The organism is Thioclava arctica (assembly GCF_040892615.1).
Lineage (GTDB): Bacteria > Pseudomonadota > Alphaproteobacteria > Rhodobacterales > Rhodobacteraceae > Thioclava > Thioclava arctica.
Window position 1 is genome coordinate 352,361 of sequence record NZ_JBFRYC010000002.1, and the last position, 17,180, is coordinate 369,540.

The following is a 17,180-nucleotide window of genomic DNA, read 5'->3' on the forward strand; positions in this document are numbered from 1 at the left end:
TTCCCGCCACCCGCTCGGCAAGAAGCAAGCCGATGACCGCAAAACTCGAATCGTGCTAAGGTGGTCGGACCGTCGAGCAAACCGCCCACTGCGGCCCAACCCAGCTGAATGAAACGGGATTTTTCGGTGACACGACCTAAAGTAGTTCTGATCGGCCTGAGCGGAAATACGCGCGAAATTTTCGAAGCGGTGCAGGCGCAATTCACAATCACGGCGATCTTGTCGGATGATCCCGCGCATGCCTCCGGGTTTGAGGGCATTCCGGTGGCCCCGCTGGCGCAGGCGCATCGCTTTGCCGACTCGCAATTCCTGTTCCTGATCGGCTCGCAAGCGTCCTATTTGCACCGGCGCGAGTTGATCGCGCGCCTCGGCGTCCCGCAGGATCGCTACACTCAAATCATTCATCCGCGCGCAACCGTGTCGCGCTTTGCCCGGCTTGGCGCAGGGTGCGTGCTGCATTGCGGTGTGACGCTGACCTCGAACGCGGTTTTGGGCGCGCATGTGATGGTGCTGCCCCATACGGTCATTCATCACGATGTCACGGTCGGGGACTATTCGCTGATCGGCTCGAATGTGACCATCGCGGGGTCGGTCGAGATCGGCGTGAGCTGCTATATCAGTAGCGCCTCCTCGATCCGCAACGGCGTGCGGATCGGGGATGGCGCGTTGATCGGCATGGGCGCGAATGTGTTGAACGATGTCGCGCCCGGCGCCGTGATGGTGGGCAATCCGGCGCGCGCAATCCCACGCCGCAGCTAGGGATTTGCCCCTCTTGCGGCGTGGCGCGCCCCCCCGATCAAGGCCCGGTATCATCACCCCGGCTCGCGCATCGCGACCGCGTCAGAGGCAGTGTGCATCGACGCCGCTGGCACCGCCACCGGTTCGCGTCTGGGTTTGGCCGGACGGGCGCCCCGGCGCGCCTTTGCCATCTCATCGCGCAGCCTGTCGGCGACGATACCGACCTCGCCATCGCTCATCTGCACATATAGCGGCAACAGGACCGCGTGATCGCGCGCCTCCTCAGAGCGCTTGAGCGAATGGCGCAACTCGACATCCGCCTGCGCGGGTTCCAGATGCATGCACATGATACCGCGCCGGGTGGTCACGTCCCGATCCAGCAAGCCTTGCATCAAGGCGCGCTGATCAATCGCGCTGTCCAGTCGCACCGCATAGCTTTGCCAGTTCGATCGCGCCCAATCGGGCTCGACCGGCGTGGACAGCCCCTCGATCCCGGACAGCATCTCGCCATAAAGCGCGGCAATTTCGCGACGGCGGCGCACGATTTCATCGAGCCGCCCAAGTTGCACCCGCCCGACAGACGCCTGAATATCGGTCATGCGATAGTTATAGCCGCGCTCGATATAGCTTTCGAACACGACACTTGCGGCGGCGTGACGCGCGGTGTCGGAAATCGACATCCCATGCTGACGCCACAGCCGGAATTTCGCATCATATTCAGCGTTGCGCGTGGTCAGCATCCCGCCCTCGCCGGTGGTGATGACCTTGCGCGGATGAAACGAGAAGCAGGCGATATCGCCATGCGGCGCGCCAATCTTGCCCCATTGCCCATCAACGCGGATTTCCGAGCCGATGGCGCAGGCTGCATCCTCGATCAGCGGCAGATCATGGGCGCGCGCAATCGCGAGCAGCGCCGTCAAATCGCAGGGCATCCCGATCTGATGCACACACAAGATCGCCTTGCTGCGCGGCGTGATCGCCTGCGCGACCGCCTCGGGATCGATGTTATAGCCGTCCGCCTCGATATCAACGAACACAGGCATCGCGCCGCATTGCCGGATCGCGTTGCCGCTAGCGATGAAGGAATGGCTGACGGTGATCACCTCATCGCCAGGGCCCACGCCCAGCGCCTGACAGGCCAAATGCAGCGCAGTGGTGCAGTTGGACACAGCCACCGCATGGGGCGCGCCTACGAGGGCGGCGAAATCAGCCTCGAACGCGGCGACCTGCGGCCCTTGTGAGACCCAGCCCGACAGGACGGCGGCATGGGCGGCATTGGCCTCGGCCTCGCCCAGAAACGGTTTTGCAATCGGTATCATGCGAACATCTCCCGTGCTTGCGTGGCCATGGTTTCCCCCTGCCACCATGCGATCAGATCGTGCAGCCCGATATCGACGGGGATCTGGGCCGTAAAGCCAAGCTGTTTGGCGGCCAACGCGCCCGAGGCAAGACGCCGTGGTACCGGGTTGACGTTGCGCTCCGGCGCGTGGGTTGGCACCAAATCGGGGCGTCCCATCCCGGCCGACAGCAGTTTCGCCAGTTCCAGCAGCGAGGTTTCGGTTTCGCTGCCGACGTTGAACACCGCATCCGACACCGGCACGCTGGCCGCCAGAATATTGGCCCGCGCCACGTCGCGCACGTCGATCATATCCATCGTCTGAAGCCCGTCGCCGAACACGATCGGGGGTTCGCCATTGGCGATCCGCTCCATCCAGCGCACCATGACCTCGGTGTAGCGACCATGCAGGTCCATGCGCGGGCCATAGACGTTGAAATAGCGCAGCGCGACATAGTCCAGCCCATACATATCGTTGAACGAGCGCAGCATCCCCTCGCCAAAAGCCTTGGCTGCACCGTAAAGCGTGCGATTGGGATAGGGCGGCTCGGATTCGGTGGTCGGGAAATTTTCGGCCAAGCCATAGATCGAGGCCGAAGACGCCATCACCACCTTACGGGTGCCTGCGCGCTGACACATCTGCAACAGATCAAAGGTCGCCTGCACCATCACCGACATCGCCTCATCGGGTTCGGCAGCGCAATGGGTGATACGCAAAGCGGCCTGATGAAACACGGTATCGGTCCCCGCAACAAGGCGCTCCATCAGATCGCTGTCGCGAATATCGCCCTCGATCAGCTTGACCCGCTTGTCGCCCAGCGCCGTTGCAAGATTTTCACGCCGGCCCCGCACCATGTTATCAACCACGATGATCTCGCTGCAATTCTCGGCCAGCAGAAGATCGACGATATGCGACCCGACAAAGCCACTTCCGCCGGTCACCAAAACGCGCTTGTTCGCCAGAATACCTTGAGTGCTCATGGGACTATCCTTGCATTTCCATTGGCGCCATCGCGCCGGCAAATCGGTTCACCGACTCCACGATATGATCGACATGCTTGTCCGTGAGATCGGGATGGATCGGCAGCGAGACGGTGGTGTCGGCATAGGCCTCGGCCACCGGAAAATCGCCGCGCGAATAGCCCATGCGGGCATAGGCGGGTTGCAGATGCACCGGCAACGGGTAGTGCACACTGGTGGGCACGCTGGCGGTTTCCAGATTGGCTTGGAACTCGGCGCGATTGGCGACACGAATGGCATAGACATGACCGACATGATCCTCGCCAAACGGCCCCTTGGCGCGTGAAATGTCAGGCGCGAGCCCCTCGTGATACATATTGGCGATCCGGCGCCGCGCAGCATTCCACGCATCCAGATGGCGCAGCTTTACGTCAAGGATCGCGCCCTGCACGGCATCCATGCGGAAATTGTAGCCCTCGACCACATGGTTGCCTTTGCCTTTTTGGCCCCAGTCGCGCAGGCAGCGCACCTTCTCATCCAACTCTGCCGAACTGGTGACAATCGCGCCACCCTCACCACATGCGCCAAGGTTCTTGCCGGGATAAAAGCTGAAACAGCCGATATCGCCGAATGTACCCGCACGCTGCGTGCCCCGCTGCGCGCCATGCGCCTGCGCGGCGTCTTCGATCACCAGCAAGCCATGACGGCGCGCAATCGCGACGATGGCCTCCATATCGGCCAACCGACCGTGCAAATGCACCGGCAAGATCGCGCGGGTACGTGGCGAAATCGCGGCTTTGATCCCGCGTGGGTCCATGTTCCAGGTCTCGGGGTCGATATCGACCAGCACCGGGGTTGCACCCGTATAAAGAATGGCCGCGATCGTGGCGACGAAGGTGGAGGGCGTGGTGATGACCTCATCGCCCGGCCCGATCCCAGCGGCCAGCAGCGCCAGATGCAGCGCTGAGGTGCCACTGCTGACACCAATCGCAGACCCCGCGCCACAATAGAGCGCGAAGTTCTCTTCAAAGGACTCGACCGGCTCGCCCAGCACATAATTCCCGCTGCGCAAGACCTGCAACACGGCCTCTTCGATCTCGGGGGCGATGGCGCGATACTGGGCGCGAAGGTTCAGGAACGGGATCATGACGCCTCTCTTTTCTGGCCAAGTTCGACGGGAAAGCCCCGACGCGTTGTGGAAAGGGTTGCCGCCGCGAGCAGTTCGACCACCCGCAGCCCGCCGACCCCATCGGTCAGAGGCGTGGCTTTGGTGTCGATGCAGCGTGCGAATTCCTGAACTTCGGTGACCAGTGCCTCTTTCGAGGACAGCGCGGGCGCACGCATGTCACCCAAGCGATACGAGACCAGCGGCTCATAGCGATCAACCCCGGGGGCAGCGCCACGGTCATAGACCTTGACCTTCTCGCTGGTCTGCATGTCGTCATAGATCACCATGCGCTGACTGCCACCGATCACGGTCTGGCGGATCTTGACCGGAGCCAGCCAGTTCACATTGAGATAGGCCATCACCCCGTCGTCATAATAGATCGACAGATGCGCCATATTGGCCGGGCTGCCCGCGATGCAGGTCGCCGCACTGGCCGAGACCGCAATCGGGCTGGCCCCGAGAAGGTGGTCGAGAATAGCAATGTCATGCACCGCGAGATCCCAGATCACATCGACATCGCGCTGGAAAATCCCAAGGTTCACCCGCGTGGAGTCGTAATAATACATCTTGCCGAGTTCGCCCGATGACATCAGCTCTGAAATCTTCTGCACCGCTCCGGTATAGATGAAGGTGTGATCGACCATCAGGATCACGCCTTTATGGGCGGCCGCTTCGACCAGTTTGGCCGCGCGCAAAGGCGTGTCGGCCATCGGCTTTTCGACCAGCACATGCTTGCCCGCCTGAATGGCCGCCATCGCCAGATCGTAATGGCTGGCGACGGGCGTGGCGATCATCACCGCATCGACTTTGGGATCCGCGATCATCTCATAGATATCGGTGCTCAGGCGGGCCGCCGGGTGGCGCTGTGCTGCGCGCCCCAAGGCCTTGCTGTCACGATCCGCGATCATCTCGACGCGCGCACAGCCCGATTCCGAGACCGCACGGGCGAGGTTGGGGCCCCAATAGCCGTATCCTGCGACTCCTACGTTGATCATGTCCGGTCCTCCGGTTGCTGTGACGAATGTGTCTGAGAAGGGGATTGGCCGCTGCCTTGCGCAGATGGCACATCCCCGATGATGCGCGCGGGCACGCCCGCCACGACGGTGCGCGCGGGCACGTTGCGCGTGACCACGGCCCCCGCGCCGATCAAGGCTCCCGGGCCAATCGAGATGCCGCAAAGAATGGTCGCGTTGGACCCGATGGACGCGCCGCGCCCGATCACAGTCTCAAGGCATTCCCAATCCTGCGCGCCTTTCAGCGAGCCGTCGGGATTGGTGCTGGCGGGATACATATCATTGGTGAACATCACGCCGTGGCCGACGAAGACCTCATCTTCAAGGGTGACGCCGCTACAGATGAAACTGTGCGAAGACACCTTGCAGCGCGCTCCGATCCGGGTGCCTGACTGGATCTCTACGAACGGGCCAATCTGGGTGTGACTGCCAATGCTACAGCCATAGATGTTCACAAGATCAGGGTGCGTGATCTTTACGTCTTTGCCGAGAGAACAATTCACGATTGGCACATCACTGATCCGTTGCTGGGCCGCAGGGTCTGACGAGAGAGCCACTGGCAGCGTTTATCCCTAGGACAAAGCTGACAAATCACGCGCCGATAAAGAACCGCGCTATTGGGCGTAGCGCGTTGCGGATCGGGGGAAATGGGCTGTGCTGTGCCACCGCCAAACGCCGTGCAGGCACCGCTGATTTGCGTGATGGCGCGCCAAAAGGCACAGGCGCATCTGCAAGCGCGCGCCCTTTTGACACCCGCGCTTCCGCCAAATGCGCCCCAGCCTGACCATTCGGAGGAGCCCGCAAATCTTGCCCGGACAGCCCAAGCAAGTGCGCCTTCGCAAGCACGAAAACGAGTCGCGTTTCGCTCTGTCAGGCAACCAGATATCGCCGTCGACAAGCGGATGATCGCCAAATAGCGGCATTTTTTACGGATTTAGCCCTGTCGCAAGGCCTTAATCGGCAACAATCCGCGCATCAGATTCGCAAGACCTCTCTCGGGCCAAGTTGCTGAGGACGGGATGAAAATTTCGACGCGTTTGGGGCCGAAGACTCGGATCGGCATGAAATGCACCCATCCTTTGTAGGTTGCCGCTTATGCGCCCAGCCCTGTCTGACGTTTAAGGATTCCCAATGCTATCAATCCCTCGCAATATGCAATTGATCGAAGCAAAAGATCTTTCGGCCGATGCCACTACTTCAAAAGAAGTAGCCCCACAGAACGCAAGGCCGAAAGCCCATTGGAGGCGAACATGACTGTTTACTATGTCGACACGAACGGCAACGACAACGCGAACGGCAGCTCAGGCTCTCCGTTTCGCACCATCAACCAGGCGCTCAATGCCAATCTCAACCCTGGAGATGAGATTGTTGTGCGCCCGGGAACCTATAACGAAGCGCTCAATATCGACCAAGGTGGCTCGGCGGCAGGCGACGTCACCATTCGCGCAGAAACCCCCGGCACAGCCCTGATCCGTCCCCCCTCAGGGTCGTGGAACGCGATCAGCGTGAATGCGAACTATGTGAAGATCGAGGGCTTTGACATCGCCAACGCCAATGGCGACGGGATCGAGGCCAACAGCGTCCATCACATCACTATTGCCGACAATATCGTGCACAACAACGCCGAGTCGGGCATCCAGTTCAACTACTCGGAATTCATCACCGTCGTCGGCAACGAGACCTATGGCAACGCCTCGTCGGGTTGGTTTTCGGGTATCTCGATCTATCAAAACCGCAATGTCAGCGGCGATACGACGACGCCCGGATATCGCACGATCATCAAAGACAACATCACCCATGACAACGTAACGCAAAGCGGTGCGCATACCGATGGCAACGGCATCATCATCGATGATTTCCAAAGCACTCAAACCTCCGGTTATCCGAATTACACCTACCCCACGCTGGTCGAGAACAACGTCTCTTACGGCAATGGCGGCAAGGGTATTCAGGTCACCTGGAGCGACTATGTGACGGTGAGCAACAACACCGCCTATCACAACAATGTCGATCTGCAGAATGACGGCACCTGGCGCGGTGAAATCTCGAATGCGCAGTCGAGCAACAACACCTTCGTCAACAACATCGCCGTGGCCGATCCCAGCATCAATGGCAATAACACCGCGATCGATAACAACTCGTATGGTGGCTATTCCAACGACAATGTCGTCTGGCAAGACAACGTGCTGTATAATGGCACGGACGGAAAGCTCTCGGTCTCGACGGATGGCGGCAATGCGGCCCCAAGCGCGGCTGATGGCAACCTGATCGGCGTCGATCCGCAATTCGTCGATCCCGCGAATGGCGATTTCAGCCTTGCCTCGGGCTCGGCCGCGATTGACCTTGGCGCCTCTGTAGGGGGCTCTGACTCGGTTGTTTCGCCCCCCAGCACCCCAGACCCTGTCGTCACCCCCGACCCCGTCGTGACACCCGACCCGGTACCAGCTCCTGGTACACCCGCAGTCGAAAACACGGCCCCCGTGGCGCATGACGATATCAACTTTGAGACCACGCCAACCACGCCCTTGGTCTTGAAAGAGGCGCAACTGCTGTCCAATGACACGGATGCGGATGGCGATGTTCTGGTGTTGACCAATATCGTCGGCACCACGAAGGGCAGCGCGGTGATGAACGATCAGCACGAGATCACCTTCACGCCCGACAGCACGGCCAGTGGCACGGCAAGCGTGACCTATCGTGTGTCTGATCAGCAAGGCGGCACGGATACCGCAACGGCCTTTATCGACATCACCGCAGCTTCGGCACCCACGACGCCCGATACCACTCCCCCTGCCGCCGATGACGCAGTTTACAGCGTCTGGTCGGCGTCGGACACGCCTGCCATCACCGCAGGGAACGACCATAACTCGGTCGAGCTGGGGATGCGCTTTGAGGTCACTGCCGATGGCGAGATCGATGCCGTGCGCGTCTATCGCGGCGAGGGCAACACCTCGACGATGCCCGCCACGCTGTGGGACGCCGATGGCAACAAGATCGCCACGGCAACCCTGTCGGATACCGGAACAGCGGGCTGGCAACAGGTCGCCTTCGATACCCCGGTGCAGGTTTCGGCGGGCGATAGCTATGTGATCTCGTATCACGCCCCGCAAGGCCAATACGCGGTGAGCCAGAACTACTTCGACGATACCATGTCGACGGGTCCGATCTCGACCGAGGCCAATGCGGGCGTCTATAGCTACGGCTCACAATCCGCGCTGCCGACTCAAAGCTACCACGCCAGCAACTACTGGGTGGATGTGGTCTTTGACGAAGGCAATTCGGGCGCGGCCCCCACGGACCCGACACCCGAGCCGGTTGTGGATCCGGTCGTTGACCCGGTCACGCCCCCGGTCACGCCGCCGACCACGGACACCAGCGTTCCCGCCAACGACGCGCTTTACAGCGTCTGGTCGGCGTCGGACACACCTGCCGTCACCGCAGAGAACGACCATAACTCGGTCGAGCTGGGGATGCGCTTTGAGGTCACTGCCGATGGCGAGATCGATGCCGTGCGCGTCTATCGCGGCGAGGGCAACACCTCGACGATGCCCGCCACGCTATGGGACGCCGATGGCAACAAGATCGCCACGGCAACCCTGTCGGATACCGGAACAGCGGGCTGGCAACAGGTCGCCTTCGATACCCCGGTGCAGGTTTCGGCGGGCGACAGCTATGTGATCTCGTATCACGCCCCGCAAGGCCAATATGCGGTGAGCCAGAACTACTTCGACGATACCATGTCGACGGGTCCGATCTCGACCGAGGCCAATGCGGGCGTCTATAGCTACGGCTCACAATCCGCGCTGCCGACCCAAAGCTACCACGCCAGTAACTACTGGGTGGATGTGGTCTTTGACGCCGGCAACGGAGTGGACGCCAACGCCGATGAGTTTGTGTTCACGCCGGACACGCAAAGCGCTGTGGCTTCCAACCTGTCCGCCGCACCTTTGGACGTGGCAGCACCCGCAACGGATGTCGCGGCTGCGACCCATGATGCTTCATCCGTCGACCCGGCCACGATTGATCCCGCCGCAGCAGATAGCCTGCCTGCGCTTGAGACCTCTCATGTCTTTGGGCACCATTCTGGCTGGTCGTTCTGGGGCGACATGGCAAGCTGATCGACGCCACGCCCAAGGCGTAGCACGCAATCCCGACGCGTCCGGCTTTTGCCGGGCGCGTTTTTCGTTCTGGCCCCCCTCGCCTTTTGACGCCCTGAGCCGGCTCCCAACCCGCCCTTTGATCCACGCGATCGTCAATCCGAAGATCGGCGCACCCACCCACCCCCATTTGCATAATGCAACGATCAATCGGTGGGGAAGAATCAGCCGTTCGGTGAGTATTCCCACGACGCGATCGCGCGCAGACTGTGGCTCGATAGGGCTGATTTCCGGCCAGACGCAGAAAAAGGGCGACACGTCATGGCAGACAACCCGATTGTTATCGAAAATCAGAAACCCGGCACCGCGCGCGCGATCTGGGATGCGCCTGCAAGCAACCAGATCGAAGGGTTCGCGACCGATATCAGCGTCGATACGGGCGATGAAATCTCGTTCAAAATCAACGTGAACGCCGCTGACGGGGTCGATGTGCCCTATCATATCGAGATTTATCGCCTGGGCTATTATGGCGGCGATGGCGCGACGCTGGTCACCACGATCAACGGCCTTGTCGGCAATGCACAACCCGACCCGATCACCGATGATCGCGGGCTGGTCGATGCCGGAAATTGGAGCGAATCGGCCTCGTGGCTGACGCCAGAGACCGCCGTGTCGGGCGTCTATCTGGCCAAGCTAGTGCGCGACGATACCGGAGACACCAACCAGATTCCGTTCATCCTGCGTGAGGATGATCTGCGTGCAGATGGCAGCCGCAGCGATATCGTGCTGCAGACCTCGGACACGACATGGCAGGCCTATAACGGCTGGGGCGGCAACAATGGCGAGGTCGCGGGCAATTTCTATGGCGGCTATGCGGACGCACCCCCGCCGCCCGAAGATGCCGGCCCGTTCGGGGCCGATCGCGCCTTTGCGCTCTCTTACAATCGCCCGATCATCACACGTGACGGTGGCGGCTATGCATCGGGTCCGCAGGACTATCTGTTTGGCGCCGATTACGCGGCGATCTACTGGCTTGAAGAGAATGGCTATGATGTCAGCTATATCTCGGGGGTCGACACGGATCGGCTTGGCCCGAGCGCGTTGCTGGGGCATGAGGCCTATATCTCGGTCGGGCACGACGAATACTGGTCGGGCGATCAGCGCGACAATGTCGAGGCAGCACGCGATGCGGGGGTGAACCTGCTCTTCTGGGGCGGCAATGACGTTTACTGGAAAACCCGCTACGAGCCCAGCATCGACGGCACGGACACCGATTACCGCACGCTGATCACCTATAAGGAAACCTGGGCGAATTATTCGCTTGCGGCGGGTCCGGATGACTACGCCAATATCGACCCCTCCAACGAGTGGACGGGAACTTGGCGCGATCTGCGCTTTGTTGATGCGGTGGATGCGCAGGGCAACCCCACAGCCGAGGGCGCGATCCCTGAAAACGCGCTGACGGGCCAGTTGTTCATCGGCGATGGCGGCGTGTCTGATGTGGGTCTTGATGTGCCGCAGGAATTGTCCGGGCTTCGGCTGTGGCGCGATACCTCGGTTGCAGGGGTAGGCGCGCAAGACCTTTCGCCTGCGATTATCGGCTATGAATGGAACACCGTGCCCGCAGATGAATATCGCCCCGCCGGGCTGATCTTGCTGTCGAGCACCGAGGTGGCGTGGGATGAAATCCTTGTCGATCAGGGCAGCCGGACGGCTCCGGGCACTGGCACGCACAGCTTGTCGCTGTATCGCGCGCCAAGCGGAGCGCTGGTCTTTGGCGCAGGCACCGTATTCTGGACCTGGGGTCTGAGCGACGAGCATGACTCCTCGCCCTATGGCGGCAATATCGAAAACGCCGCACTGCAGCAATTCACCGTCAACCTGTTTGCCGATATGGGCATCCAGCCAGGTGTGTCCGATCTGGTGCTCGCCTCGCAAGGTTTGGTGCGCGCAACGGCCTCGACCGACACGGTGGCGGCCACGGCCACGCTTGACGATCTGCCCAATGAGGTCGTTGCCCTCTCGCCCTACCTCATCACCGGCACGGCGACCGATGACGACGGCAATCCGCTGACCGATGACGGGCAAGTCGCGATGGTCGAAGTCTCGTTTGACAACGGCGTGACGTGGCGACCCGCCTCGGGGTTCAGCACGTGGAGCTATGAATGGACGCCCCAGCAAGAGGGCAGTTTCCAGATCGTGGCGCGCGCGATTGATGACAGCTTGAACATCCCCTCATCGGTCGGGTTGGCCTCGGATGTGGTCACGGTGACCCCGGCCCCCTTGCCCGAGACGTTCTCGTTGTTTGAGGGCGCGCCGATCACCCCGCAGGCGCAGAACGATGGCGCGTCACTGGAACTTGGCATGCGCTTTGCGCCAAGCCAAAGCGGGATCATCACCGAGCTGCATTATTTCCGCGCCCTCAGCGATTCCGATGATACCGACCTGCGCGATGGCCATTTGTGGGACGCGAATGGCAACCTGCTGGCGACCGTAAGCTTCACCTCGGTGCCCGGCCAAAGCGGTTGGCAAACGGCCGCGCTGTCAGCCCCCGTCACCGTGATCGCGGGCACGACCTATACCGCCTCCTATCACACCGAAAATTTCTATGTCGGAACGGCAGGGTTCTTTACCACCAATTTCAGCGATCCCTATGATCTGTTGACCGCGCCCTCTGGCTCGAACGGTGTCTATGCCTATAGCGCCACGCCCGTTGTGCCCGAAGGGTCCTATGAGGCGACGAATTACTGGGTCGATGTGACCTATCAGGTCGGCGTTCCGGGCAATGCGGCCCCGGTATTCACCTCTGATAGCGGGTTCAACATGATCGAGAACCAGATCCTTGCCGCGATCTTGGGCGCAGACGATCCCGATGATGATCCGCTGACGTTCTCGATAGCGGGCGGAGCCGATGCGGCCCTGTTCTCGATTGGCTCAAGCAACGGCGCGCTGTCTTTCCTGACAGCCCCCGATTTTGAGGCCCCGGGCGATGTGGGCGGGGACAATGTCTATGACCTGCTGGTCAGCGTCACCGATGGCATCACGGACCCGGTCATCCAAGCCATCCAGATTGCGGTGGGCGATCAAGTCAACGAAACGCCATCATCCAATCTGTATTCCCTGTTCAACGAGGGGGTGGTGTCGGCCACTACGATCAACGATTCCTCAACGGTCGAACTGGGGATGCGGTTCACCCCGACCCAGACCGGCACGATCACCGAATTGCGCTATTTCCGCTCGGTTGGGGATTCCAACGATACCGACCTGCGCGACGGGCATCTGTGGGACGCGAATGGCAATCTGTTGGCCAGCGTGCAATTTGACTCCGCCCCCGGAGACAGCGGCTGGCAAACAGTGGCCCTGTCCTCTCCCATCCTTGTGAGCGCGGGGCAGACCTATACCGCCTCGTATCGCACGGCGGATAACTATGTGGCATCGCAGGGCTATTTCACCACCGATGTGACCGATGCGTCTGGCAATCTGACCGCGCCCGGAGTGGTCAATGGCGTTTATGCCTATGGCAGCGCGCTCAGCGTGCCAACGGCAAGCTATAACTCAAGCAATTATTGGGTGGATGTCGGGTTTGATCTGAACGTCCCGGCCAATGAGGCGCCTGTCATCACCTCGCAAGCGGCCTTTGATGCGGCGGAAAACCAGACCAGTGCCGGGGTAATCACCGCGACAGATCTTGATGGCAATACGCTGAGCTTTGCGATTGCGGGGGGAGCGGATGCGGCGCGCTTTGGTATCGACGCGCAAAGCGGTGCGCTCAGCTTCCTGTCCAAGCCCAATTTCGAACTTCCCTCCGATGCCGGGGCCGACAATATCTATGATGTGACCGTCAGCGTGTCTGACGGGATCGCGCCTGCCGTGACGCAAGCGGTGCAGGTCACTGTGACCGATGTCGAACCCGAAACCGCCCCGACATTCGCAACCCTCTTTGAGGCAAGCGACGCCCCCGCCGCGACGATCACAAGCGAGGCAACCGATTACGAGCTGGGGGTGAAATTCACCGCCAATTCAGCGGGCGAAGTGACCGAGCTGCGCTATTTCCGAGGCGCAGCAGATGCGGGCGACACCGATCTGCGCACGCTCAATCTTTGGGATAACAACGGGGTCAATCTGGGCTCTGTCACGGTGCAATCCGATCCGGGTGACTCGGGCTGGCAGGTCGGCGCGCTGGCGACGCCCATCGCCTTGACGCCGGGGGCCAGCTATGTGGCGTCTTACGGCACGACGCAGAACTATGTCGCGACCAACAACTATTTCGACACGGGCCATGACGGGACCGATGGGCTTCTCAGCGCTCCGGGCGGAAGCAACGGGGTGTTTGCAGCCAATACCACCGGGATCTTCCCGACCCAAAGCTGGGCGTCGTCGAATTACTGGGTGGACGTCGGGTTCACACCGGATTTGCCCGAGGATGAGTTCATCTTTGCCCTCGATCCGGCCCCGGCTTCGGGTGACTTCCTGTTCTAAACAACACAGCGCCGCAGTCCGATGCGTGACTGCGGCCTGTGGGCATGGCTAGAACACCGTCTTGGCCCTGAGATAGCCCGGATCGAACCCGGCCAGCTTGCTGAGCTGGTCGTAATCGTCGATGAACACCTCGCCCTTGCGAAAGGTCAAAAGCCCGTCTTCACGCAGCTCGCGCAGGACGCGGTTGATGTGGATCGCGCTAAGCCCCAGCGCATCGGCCATGTGATATTGCGTCAGCGGGCAGGCGTAATTGTCTTTGCGCCCCTGCCCGGCCTCCTCCAGCCGCGCGCCCAATTCCAAGAAGAAATGCGCAGTGCGTTCGGGCGCACCTCGCCGCCCGATACTGACCAGATGCTCGACCGTAATCGCTTGATCGCGTGCAATTCCCGCTAGGATGGCCGACATCAAACGCGGCACTTTTGTGCCCGCGCCCAGCAACTCGCCAATCTGGAACTCGGTGACCTCGACATCCGTAAGCGGCTCGATGAACAGATCCGACATTGGTGACAGCAACCCGCGCAGGCCCAGAAAATCCCCCGCCACGCGAAAATCCACGATCTGGCGCGACCCGTCATGCAGCAAAATATACGAAAACGCCCAGCCCCGCGTCAGGATAAACGCCGCGCTATTGGCCTGCCCTTGCTGGGACAGCCCCTGATCCGTGCTCAGCATCAACTTGCGTTGCGCCACCCCCGCCAGCGTTTCAATTTCGGCTGCGGTCAGAGCCATAAACTTGCTCAGTTTTTGCGTCAGAGCATTGGAATGCATTTGGTCCATTTGAGCGGGCTCACCGAAATACTCTGTTGCGAGAACAATCCCTTAATCTGACACAGAGCGGACAACATAAGCCAGTTAATCATTTGGCCAGCTTTGCCCAAAATATAGGAAAAACCGCATTCGCCGCCCGCCCCGACTGCAACAAGGCGGGGTTGACTAGGTTCCAGACCAGTTTGGCGGGCGCTTTTCAAAGAACGCAGCGATCCCCTCGGCCACGTCCTGGCTGCGCGACAACGCCTGCAGCGAGCGGTCATTGGCCTGCCAAAGAGAGGCCTCTTCACTGCGAAACATCTGATCTGAAAGCGCAAGGCTTTCGGTGATGCTTTGCGGCGCGTTTTGCGCGATCTCGCGTGCCAATCCCAGTGCGGTTTCAACCAAGTCTTGCGCGGCCACCACTTGGTTGATCAGCCCCCAGCGCAGCATTTCAGAGGCCGGATAGGTCTTGCCCGTTAGCAGCAACTCATTGGCCAGCACGCGCGGGATGCGCTGCGCGAGCCGGATCGCCCCGCCCCCGCCTGCAATCAGCCCCAGCTTCACCTCGGGCAGACCAAACACCGCCTCTTGCGTGGCCACAACCAGATCGCAGGCCAGCATAATCTCAAACCCGCCCGCAAGGGCCGCGCCATGCACAGCGGCGATCACCGGCTTGCGCCGTTCACGCGCCACGAACCCGGCAAAGCGATGCGGGCCATTCAGGATCGCATCGGCCTCACCCTTGGTGAAACTTTTCAGATCCATCCCGGCGCAAAATACCGGTCCTGCGCCGCTAAGGACCGTGACGCGCACGTCCGGGTCCGCTTCGATACGGTCGAACGTGGCGCGCAGGGCGGTGACCATTTCGGGGTTGATCGCATTGCGCTGCTCGGGGCGGTTGAGCACGACCGAGGCCACCCCGCCCGACACCTCGACACGCACCAAATCACTGCTGATCATTGTCTGCCTCCTCCTGCGCCAAAGCGCGCAATTGCGCGCGGATAATCTTGCCCGTCGTGGTGGCGGGCATCACCTCGATGAACCGAACAACGCGCGGAAATTCATAGGCGGCAAGCTTGTCTTTCACATGCAGCGCAATTTCATCTGCCAGCTCCGGGCTTGGCGTAAAGCCTTGGGAAAGCTGGATATAGGCGGCCACGATTGACCCGCGCACCGGGTCGGGCTTACCCACGACCCCGGCCAGATGCACCGCGGGATGCGTTAGCAGACAATCCTCAATCTCGGCGGGGCCGATGCGATAGCCCGACGAGCCGATCACATCGTCATCGCGCCCGATAAAGGCGATCCGCCCCGAGGGCGTCACCCGCCCCTTATCCCCCGTCAGCAGCCATCTCTGATCGCCCACGCTCAGGAATTTCGCCGCTGTGGCCTCGGGGTTGTTCCAATAGCGCAGGAACATCACCGGATCGGGGGCAAGCACGGCGATAGCACCCTCAGCCCCCGGCTCGGCCTGCGTGCCGGTTTCCTCGTCCAGAATGGCCAGCGTGTGACCGGGCACCGCAAAGCCCATCACGCCCGGCTCGGCGGGCTCAAGCGCGGCGCAAGACGACACGATCATGTTGCATTCGGTCTGGCCGTAGAACTCGTTGATCGTGCAGCCAAACACCCGCTGCCCCCAGGCGATCAGCTCTTTGCCCAAGGTCTCGCCGCCGCTGGCAACCGAGCGCAGATCAAGGCGCTGCGTCTCAGCTTCGGGCCAAAGCCGCATCATCTTAAGCGCGGTGGGTGGCAAAAACGCATTGCGGATTTTCTGGGCACGCATCAGATCAAACGCCGCCTGCGCACTGAATTTGCGAAACCGGCAGGCGACAACGGTAACCCCGTGATGCAGCGCGGGCATCATCACATCCAGCAAGCCGCCGATCCACGCCCAGTCGGCGGGCGTCCAGATGCGATCACCTGGTTGGGGAAAGAAATCATGGCTCATCTCGACACCGGGCAGATGCCCCAGCAACACCCGATGCGCATGCAGCGCGCCTTTGGGATTGCCCGTCGTGCCCGAGGTGTAAATCAGGATCGCCGGGTCTTCGGCCAGAGTTGGGGTAAACGCGAACTCAGCGCTTTGCGCAGCACAGATGGTTGCGAAATCAAGCACTGGCGCAGGCGCGGGATCGACGCAAATGACATGGCGCAGATCGGGCAGTTGGTCGCGTATCTGGGCGATCTTGGCGACCCCATCGGCATTGGTGATCACCACGCTGGCCCCGGAATCGCGCAGCCGATGCAGCAGCGCATCGGGGCCAAACAGCGTGAACAGAGGCAGCGCGATACGCGCGGATTTGGTGATCGCGATATGGGCCTGTGCGGTCTCGATGGATTGGGGCAGCAAGACGCCGATCCGGTCGCCCTTGGCGCTGATCTCGCCCAGCGCATTGGCCAAACGGTTCGAACTTTGGCGCAATGCCTCGAAACTGCACTGCCGGGTGGAGCCATCTTCGGCTACGTCGATGATCGCAATCGCTTCGGGGCGCTGCGCCGCATGGCGATCACAGATATCCACGCCGATATTATAATGCTGTGGGATGTCCCAAGCGAACTGATCGCGCGTCTGCGCATAAGTCGGCTGTTGTCCTAACATCGGCCCTCCCCTCCGAATAATTGAACTTACGTTCAATTAA

General features: G+C 61.1%; 11 protein-coding genes. 3 read left to right on the forward strand and 8 right to left on the reverse strand.

Features of this window, described 5'->3' with window-relative positions; genetic code table 11:
* Positions 1-126: 126 nt before the first annotated feature.
* Positions 127-759 carry an acetyltransferase gene (locus AB4874_RS04465; RefSeq protein ID WP_368391091.1) on the forward strand — a complete coding sequence of 211 codons (633 nt, stop codon included), beginning with the start codon at positions 127-129 and terminating at the stop codon, positions 757-759.
* A 53-nt stretch (positions 760-812) separates the two neighbouring features.
* Here AB4874_RS04465 and AB4874_RS04470 read toward each other — a convergent pair whose 3' ends face one another.
* The 5 genes from AB4874_RS04470 to AB4874_RS04490 are packed head-to-tail and all read right to left on the reverse strand — an operon-like array spanning position 813 to position 5,718.
* The gene (locus AB4874_RS04470; RefSeq protein ID WP_368391092.1) at positions 813-2,057 is read right to left on the reverse strand and encodes a DegT/DnrJ/EryC1/StrS family aminotransferase; all 1,245 of its coding nucleotides are present in this window, start codon (positions 2,055-2,057) and stop codon (positions 813-815) included.
* Positions 2,054-3,055 (reverse strand): SDR family NAD(P)-dependent oxidoreductase, encoded by a 1,002-nt coding sequence (locus AB4874_RS04475; RefSeq protein WP_295532799.1) that lies wholly within the window; start codon positions 3,053-3,055, stop codon positions 2,054-2,056. Before AB4874_RS04475 ends, AB4874_RS04470 begins: the two co-directional genes overlap by 4 nt.
* A 4-nt stretch (positions 3,056-3,059) precedes the next feature.
* Positions 3,060-4,181, reverse strand: coding sequence for a DegT/DnrJ/EryC1/StrS family aminotransferase (locus AB4874_RS04480; RefSeq protein ID WP_368391093.1), 1,122 nt, complete (start codon positions 4,179-4,181; stop codon positions 3,060-3,062).
* Positions 4,178-5,197, reverse strand: a complete 1,020-nt coding sequence (locus tag AB4874_RS04485; RefSeq protein ID WP_295532801.1) for a Gfo/Idh/MocA family protein — start codon at positions 5,195-5,197, stop codon at positions 4,178-4,180. Before AB4874_RS04485 ends, AB4874_RS04480 begins: the two co-directional genes overlap by 4 nt.
* Positions 5,194-5,718, reverse strand: coding sequence for an acyltransferase (locus tag AB4874_RS04490; RefSeq protein WP_368391094.1), 525 nt, complete (start codon positions 5,716-5,718; stop codon positions 5,194-5,196). Before AB4874_RS04490 ends, AB4874_RS04485 begins: the two co-directional genes overlap by 4 nt.
* 747 nt (positions 5,719-6,465) lie before the next feature.
* Here AB4874_RS04490 and AB4874_RS04495 point away from each other — a divergent pair.
* Together AB4874_RS04495 and AB4874_RS04500 are read left to right on the forward strand one after the other, a co-directional pair.
* On the forward strand, positions 6,466-9,333 hold the full coding sequence (locus tag AB4874_RS04495) for a DUF4082 domain-containing protein (protein ID WP_368391095.1): 2,868 nt from the start codon (positions 6,466-6,468) through the stop codon (positions 9,331-9,333).
* 300 nt (positions 9,334-9,633) lie between these two features.
* Positions 9,634-13,791: a DUF4082 domain-containing protein gene (locus AB4874_RS04500; protein WP_368391096.1), complete on the forward strand. Its 4,158-nt coding sequence runs from the start codon at positions 9,634-9,636 to the stop codon at positions 13,789-13,791.
* A gap of 48 nt (positions 13,792-13,839) precedes the next feature.
* Here the strand turns inward: AB4874_RS04500 and AB4874_RS04505 are convergent, their stop codons facing one another.
* From AB4874_RS04505 to AB4874_RS04515, 3 genes are all read right to left on the reverse strand, one after another.
* Positions 13,840-14,520, reverse strand: coding sequence for a Crp/Fnr family transcriptional regulator (locus tag AB4874_RS04505; protein WP_368391097.1), 681 nt, complete (start codon positions 14,518-14,520; stop codon positions 13,840-13,842).
* 204 nt (positions 14,521-14,724) lie between these two features.
* Entirely contained in the window at positions 14,725-15,501 is a 777-nt protein-coding gene (locus AB4874_RS04510) for an enoyl-CoA hydratase-related protein (RefSeq protein ID WP_368391098.1), read from the reverse strand.
* Complete coding sequence (locus AB4874_RS04515) at positions 15,488-17,140, reverse strand: AMP-binding protein (protein WP_368391099.1); 1,653 nt, start codon at positions 17,138-17,140, stop codon at positions 15,488-15,490. The genes AB4874_RS04510 and AB4874_RS04515 overlap by 14 nt, the downstream gene beginning before the upstream one ends.
* Between the last annotated feature and the right edge of the window lie 40 nt (positions 17,141-17,180).

Bases quoted from the DNA above. Each gene is read 5' to 3' on its own strand.
- AB4874_RS04470 (WP_368391092.1), bottom strand. From the start codon at position 2,057: ATGATACCGATTGCAAAACCGTTTCTGGGCGAGGCCGAGGCCAATGCC.
- AB4874_RS04475 (WP_295532799.1), bottom strand. From the start codon at position 3,055: ATGAGCACTCAAGGTATTCTGGCGAACAAGCGCGTTTTGGTGACCGGC.
- AB4874_RS04480 (WP_368391093.1), bottom strand. From the start codon at position 4,181: ATGATCCCGTTCCTGAACCTTCGCGCCCAGTATCGCGCCATCGCCCCC.
- AB4874_RS04485 (WP_295532801.1), bottom strand. From the start codon at position 5,197: ATGATCAACGTAGGAGTCGCAGGATACGGCTATTGGGGCCCCAACCTC.
- AB4874_RS04495 (WP_368391095.1), top strand. From the start codon at position 6,466: ATGACTGTTTACTATGTCGACACGAACGGCAACGACAACGCGAACGGC.
- AB4874_RS04500 (WP_368391096.1), top strand. From the start codon at position 9,634: ATGGCAGACAACCCGATTGTTATCGAAAATCAGAAACCCGGCACCGCG.
- AB4874_RS04505 (WP_368391097.1), bottom strand. From the start codon at position 14,520: ATGGCTCTGACCGCAGCCGAAATTGAAACGCTGGCGGGGGTGGCGCAA.
- AB4874_RS04510 (WP_368391098.1), bottom strand. From the start codon at position 15,501: ATGATCAGCAGTGATTTGGTGCGTGTCGAGGTGTCGGGCGGGGTGGCC.
- AB4874_RS04515 (WP_368391099.1), bottom strand. From the start codon at position 17,140: ATGTTAGGACAACAGCCGACTTATGCGCAGACGCGCGATCAGTTCGCT.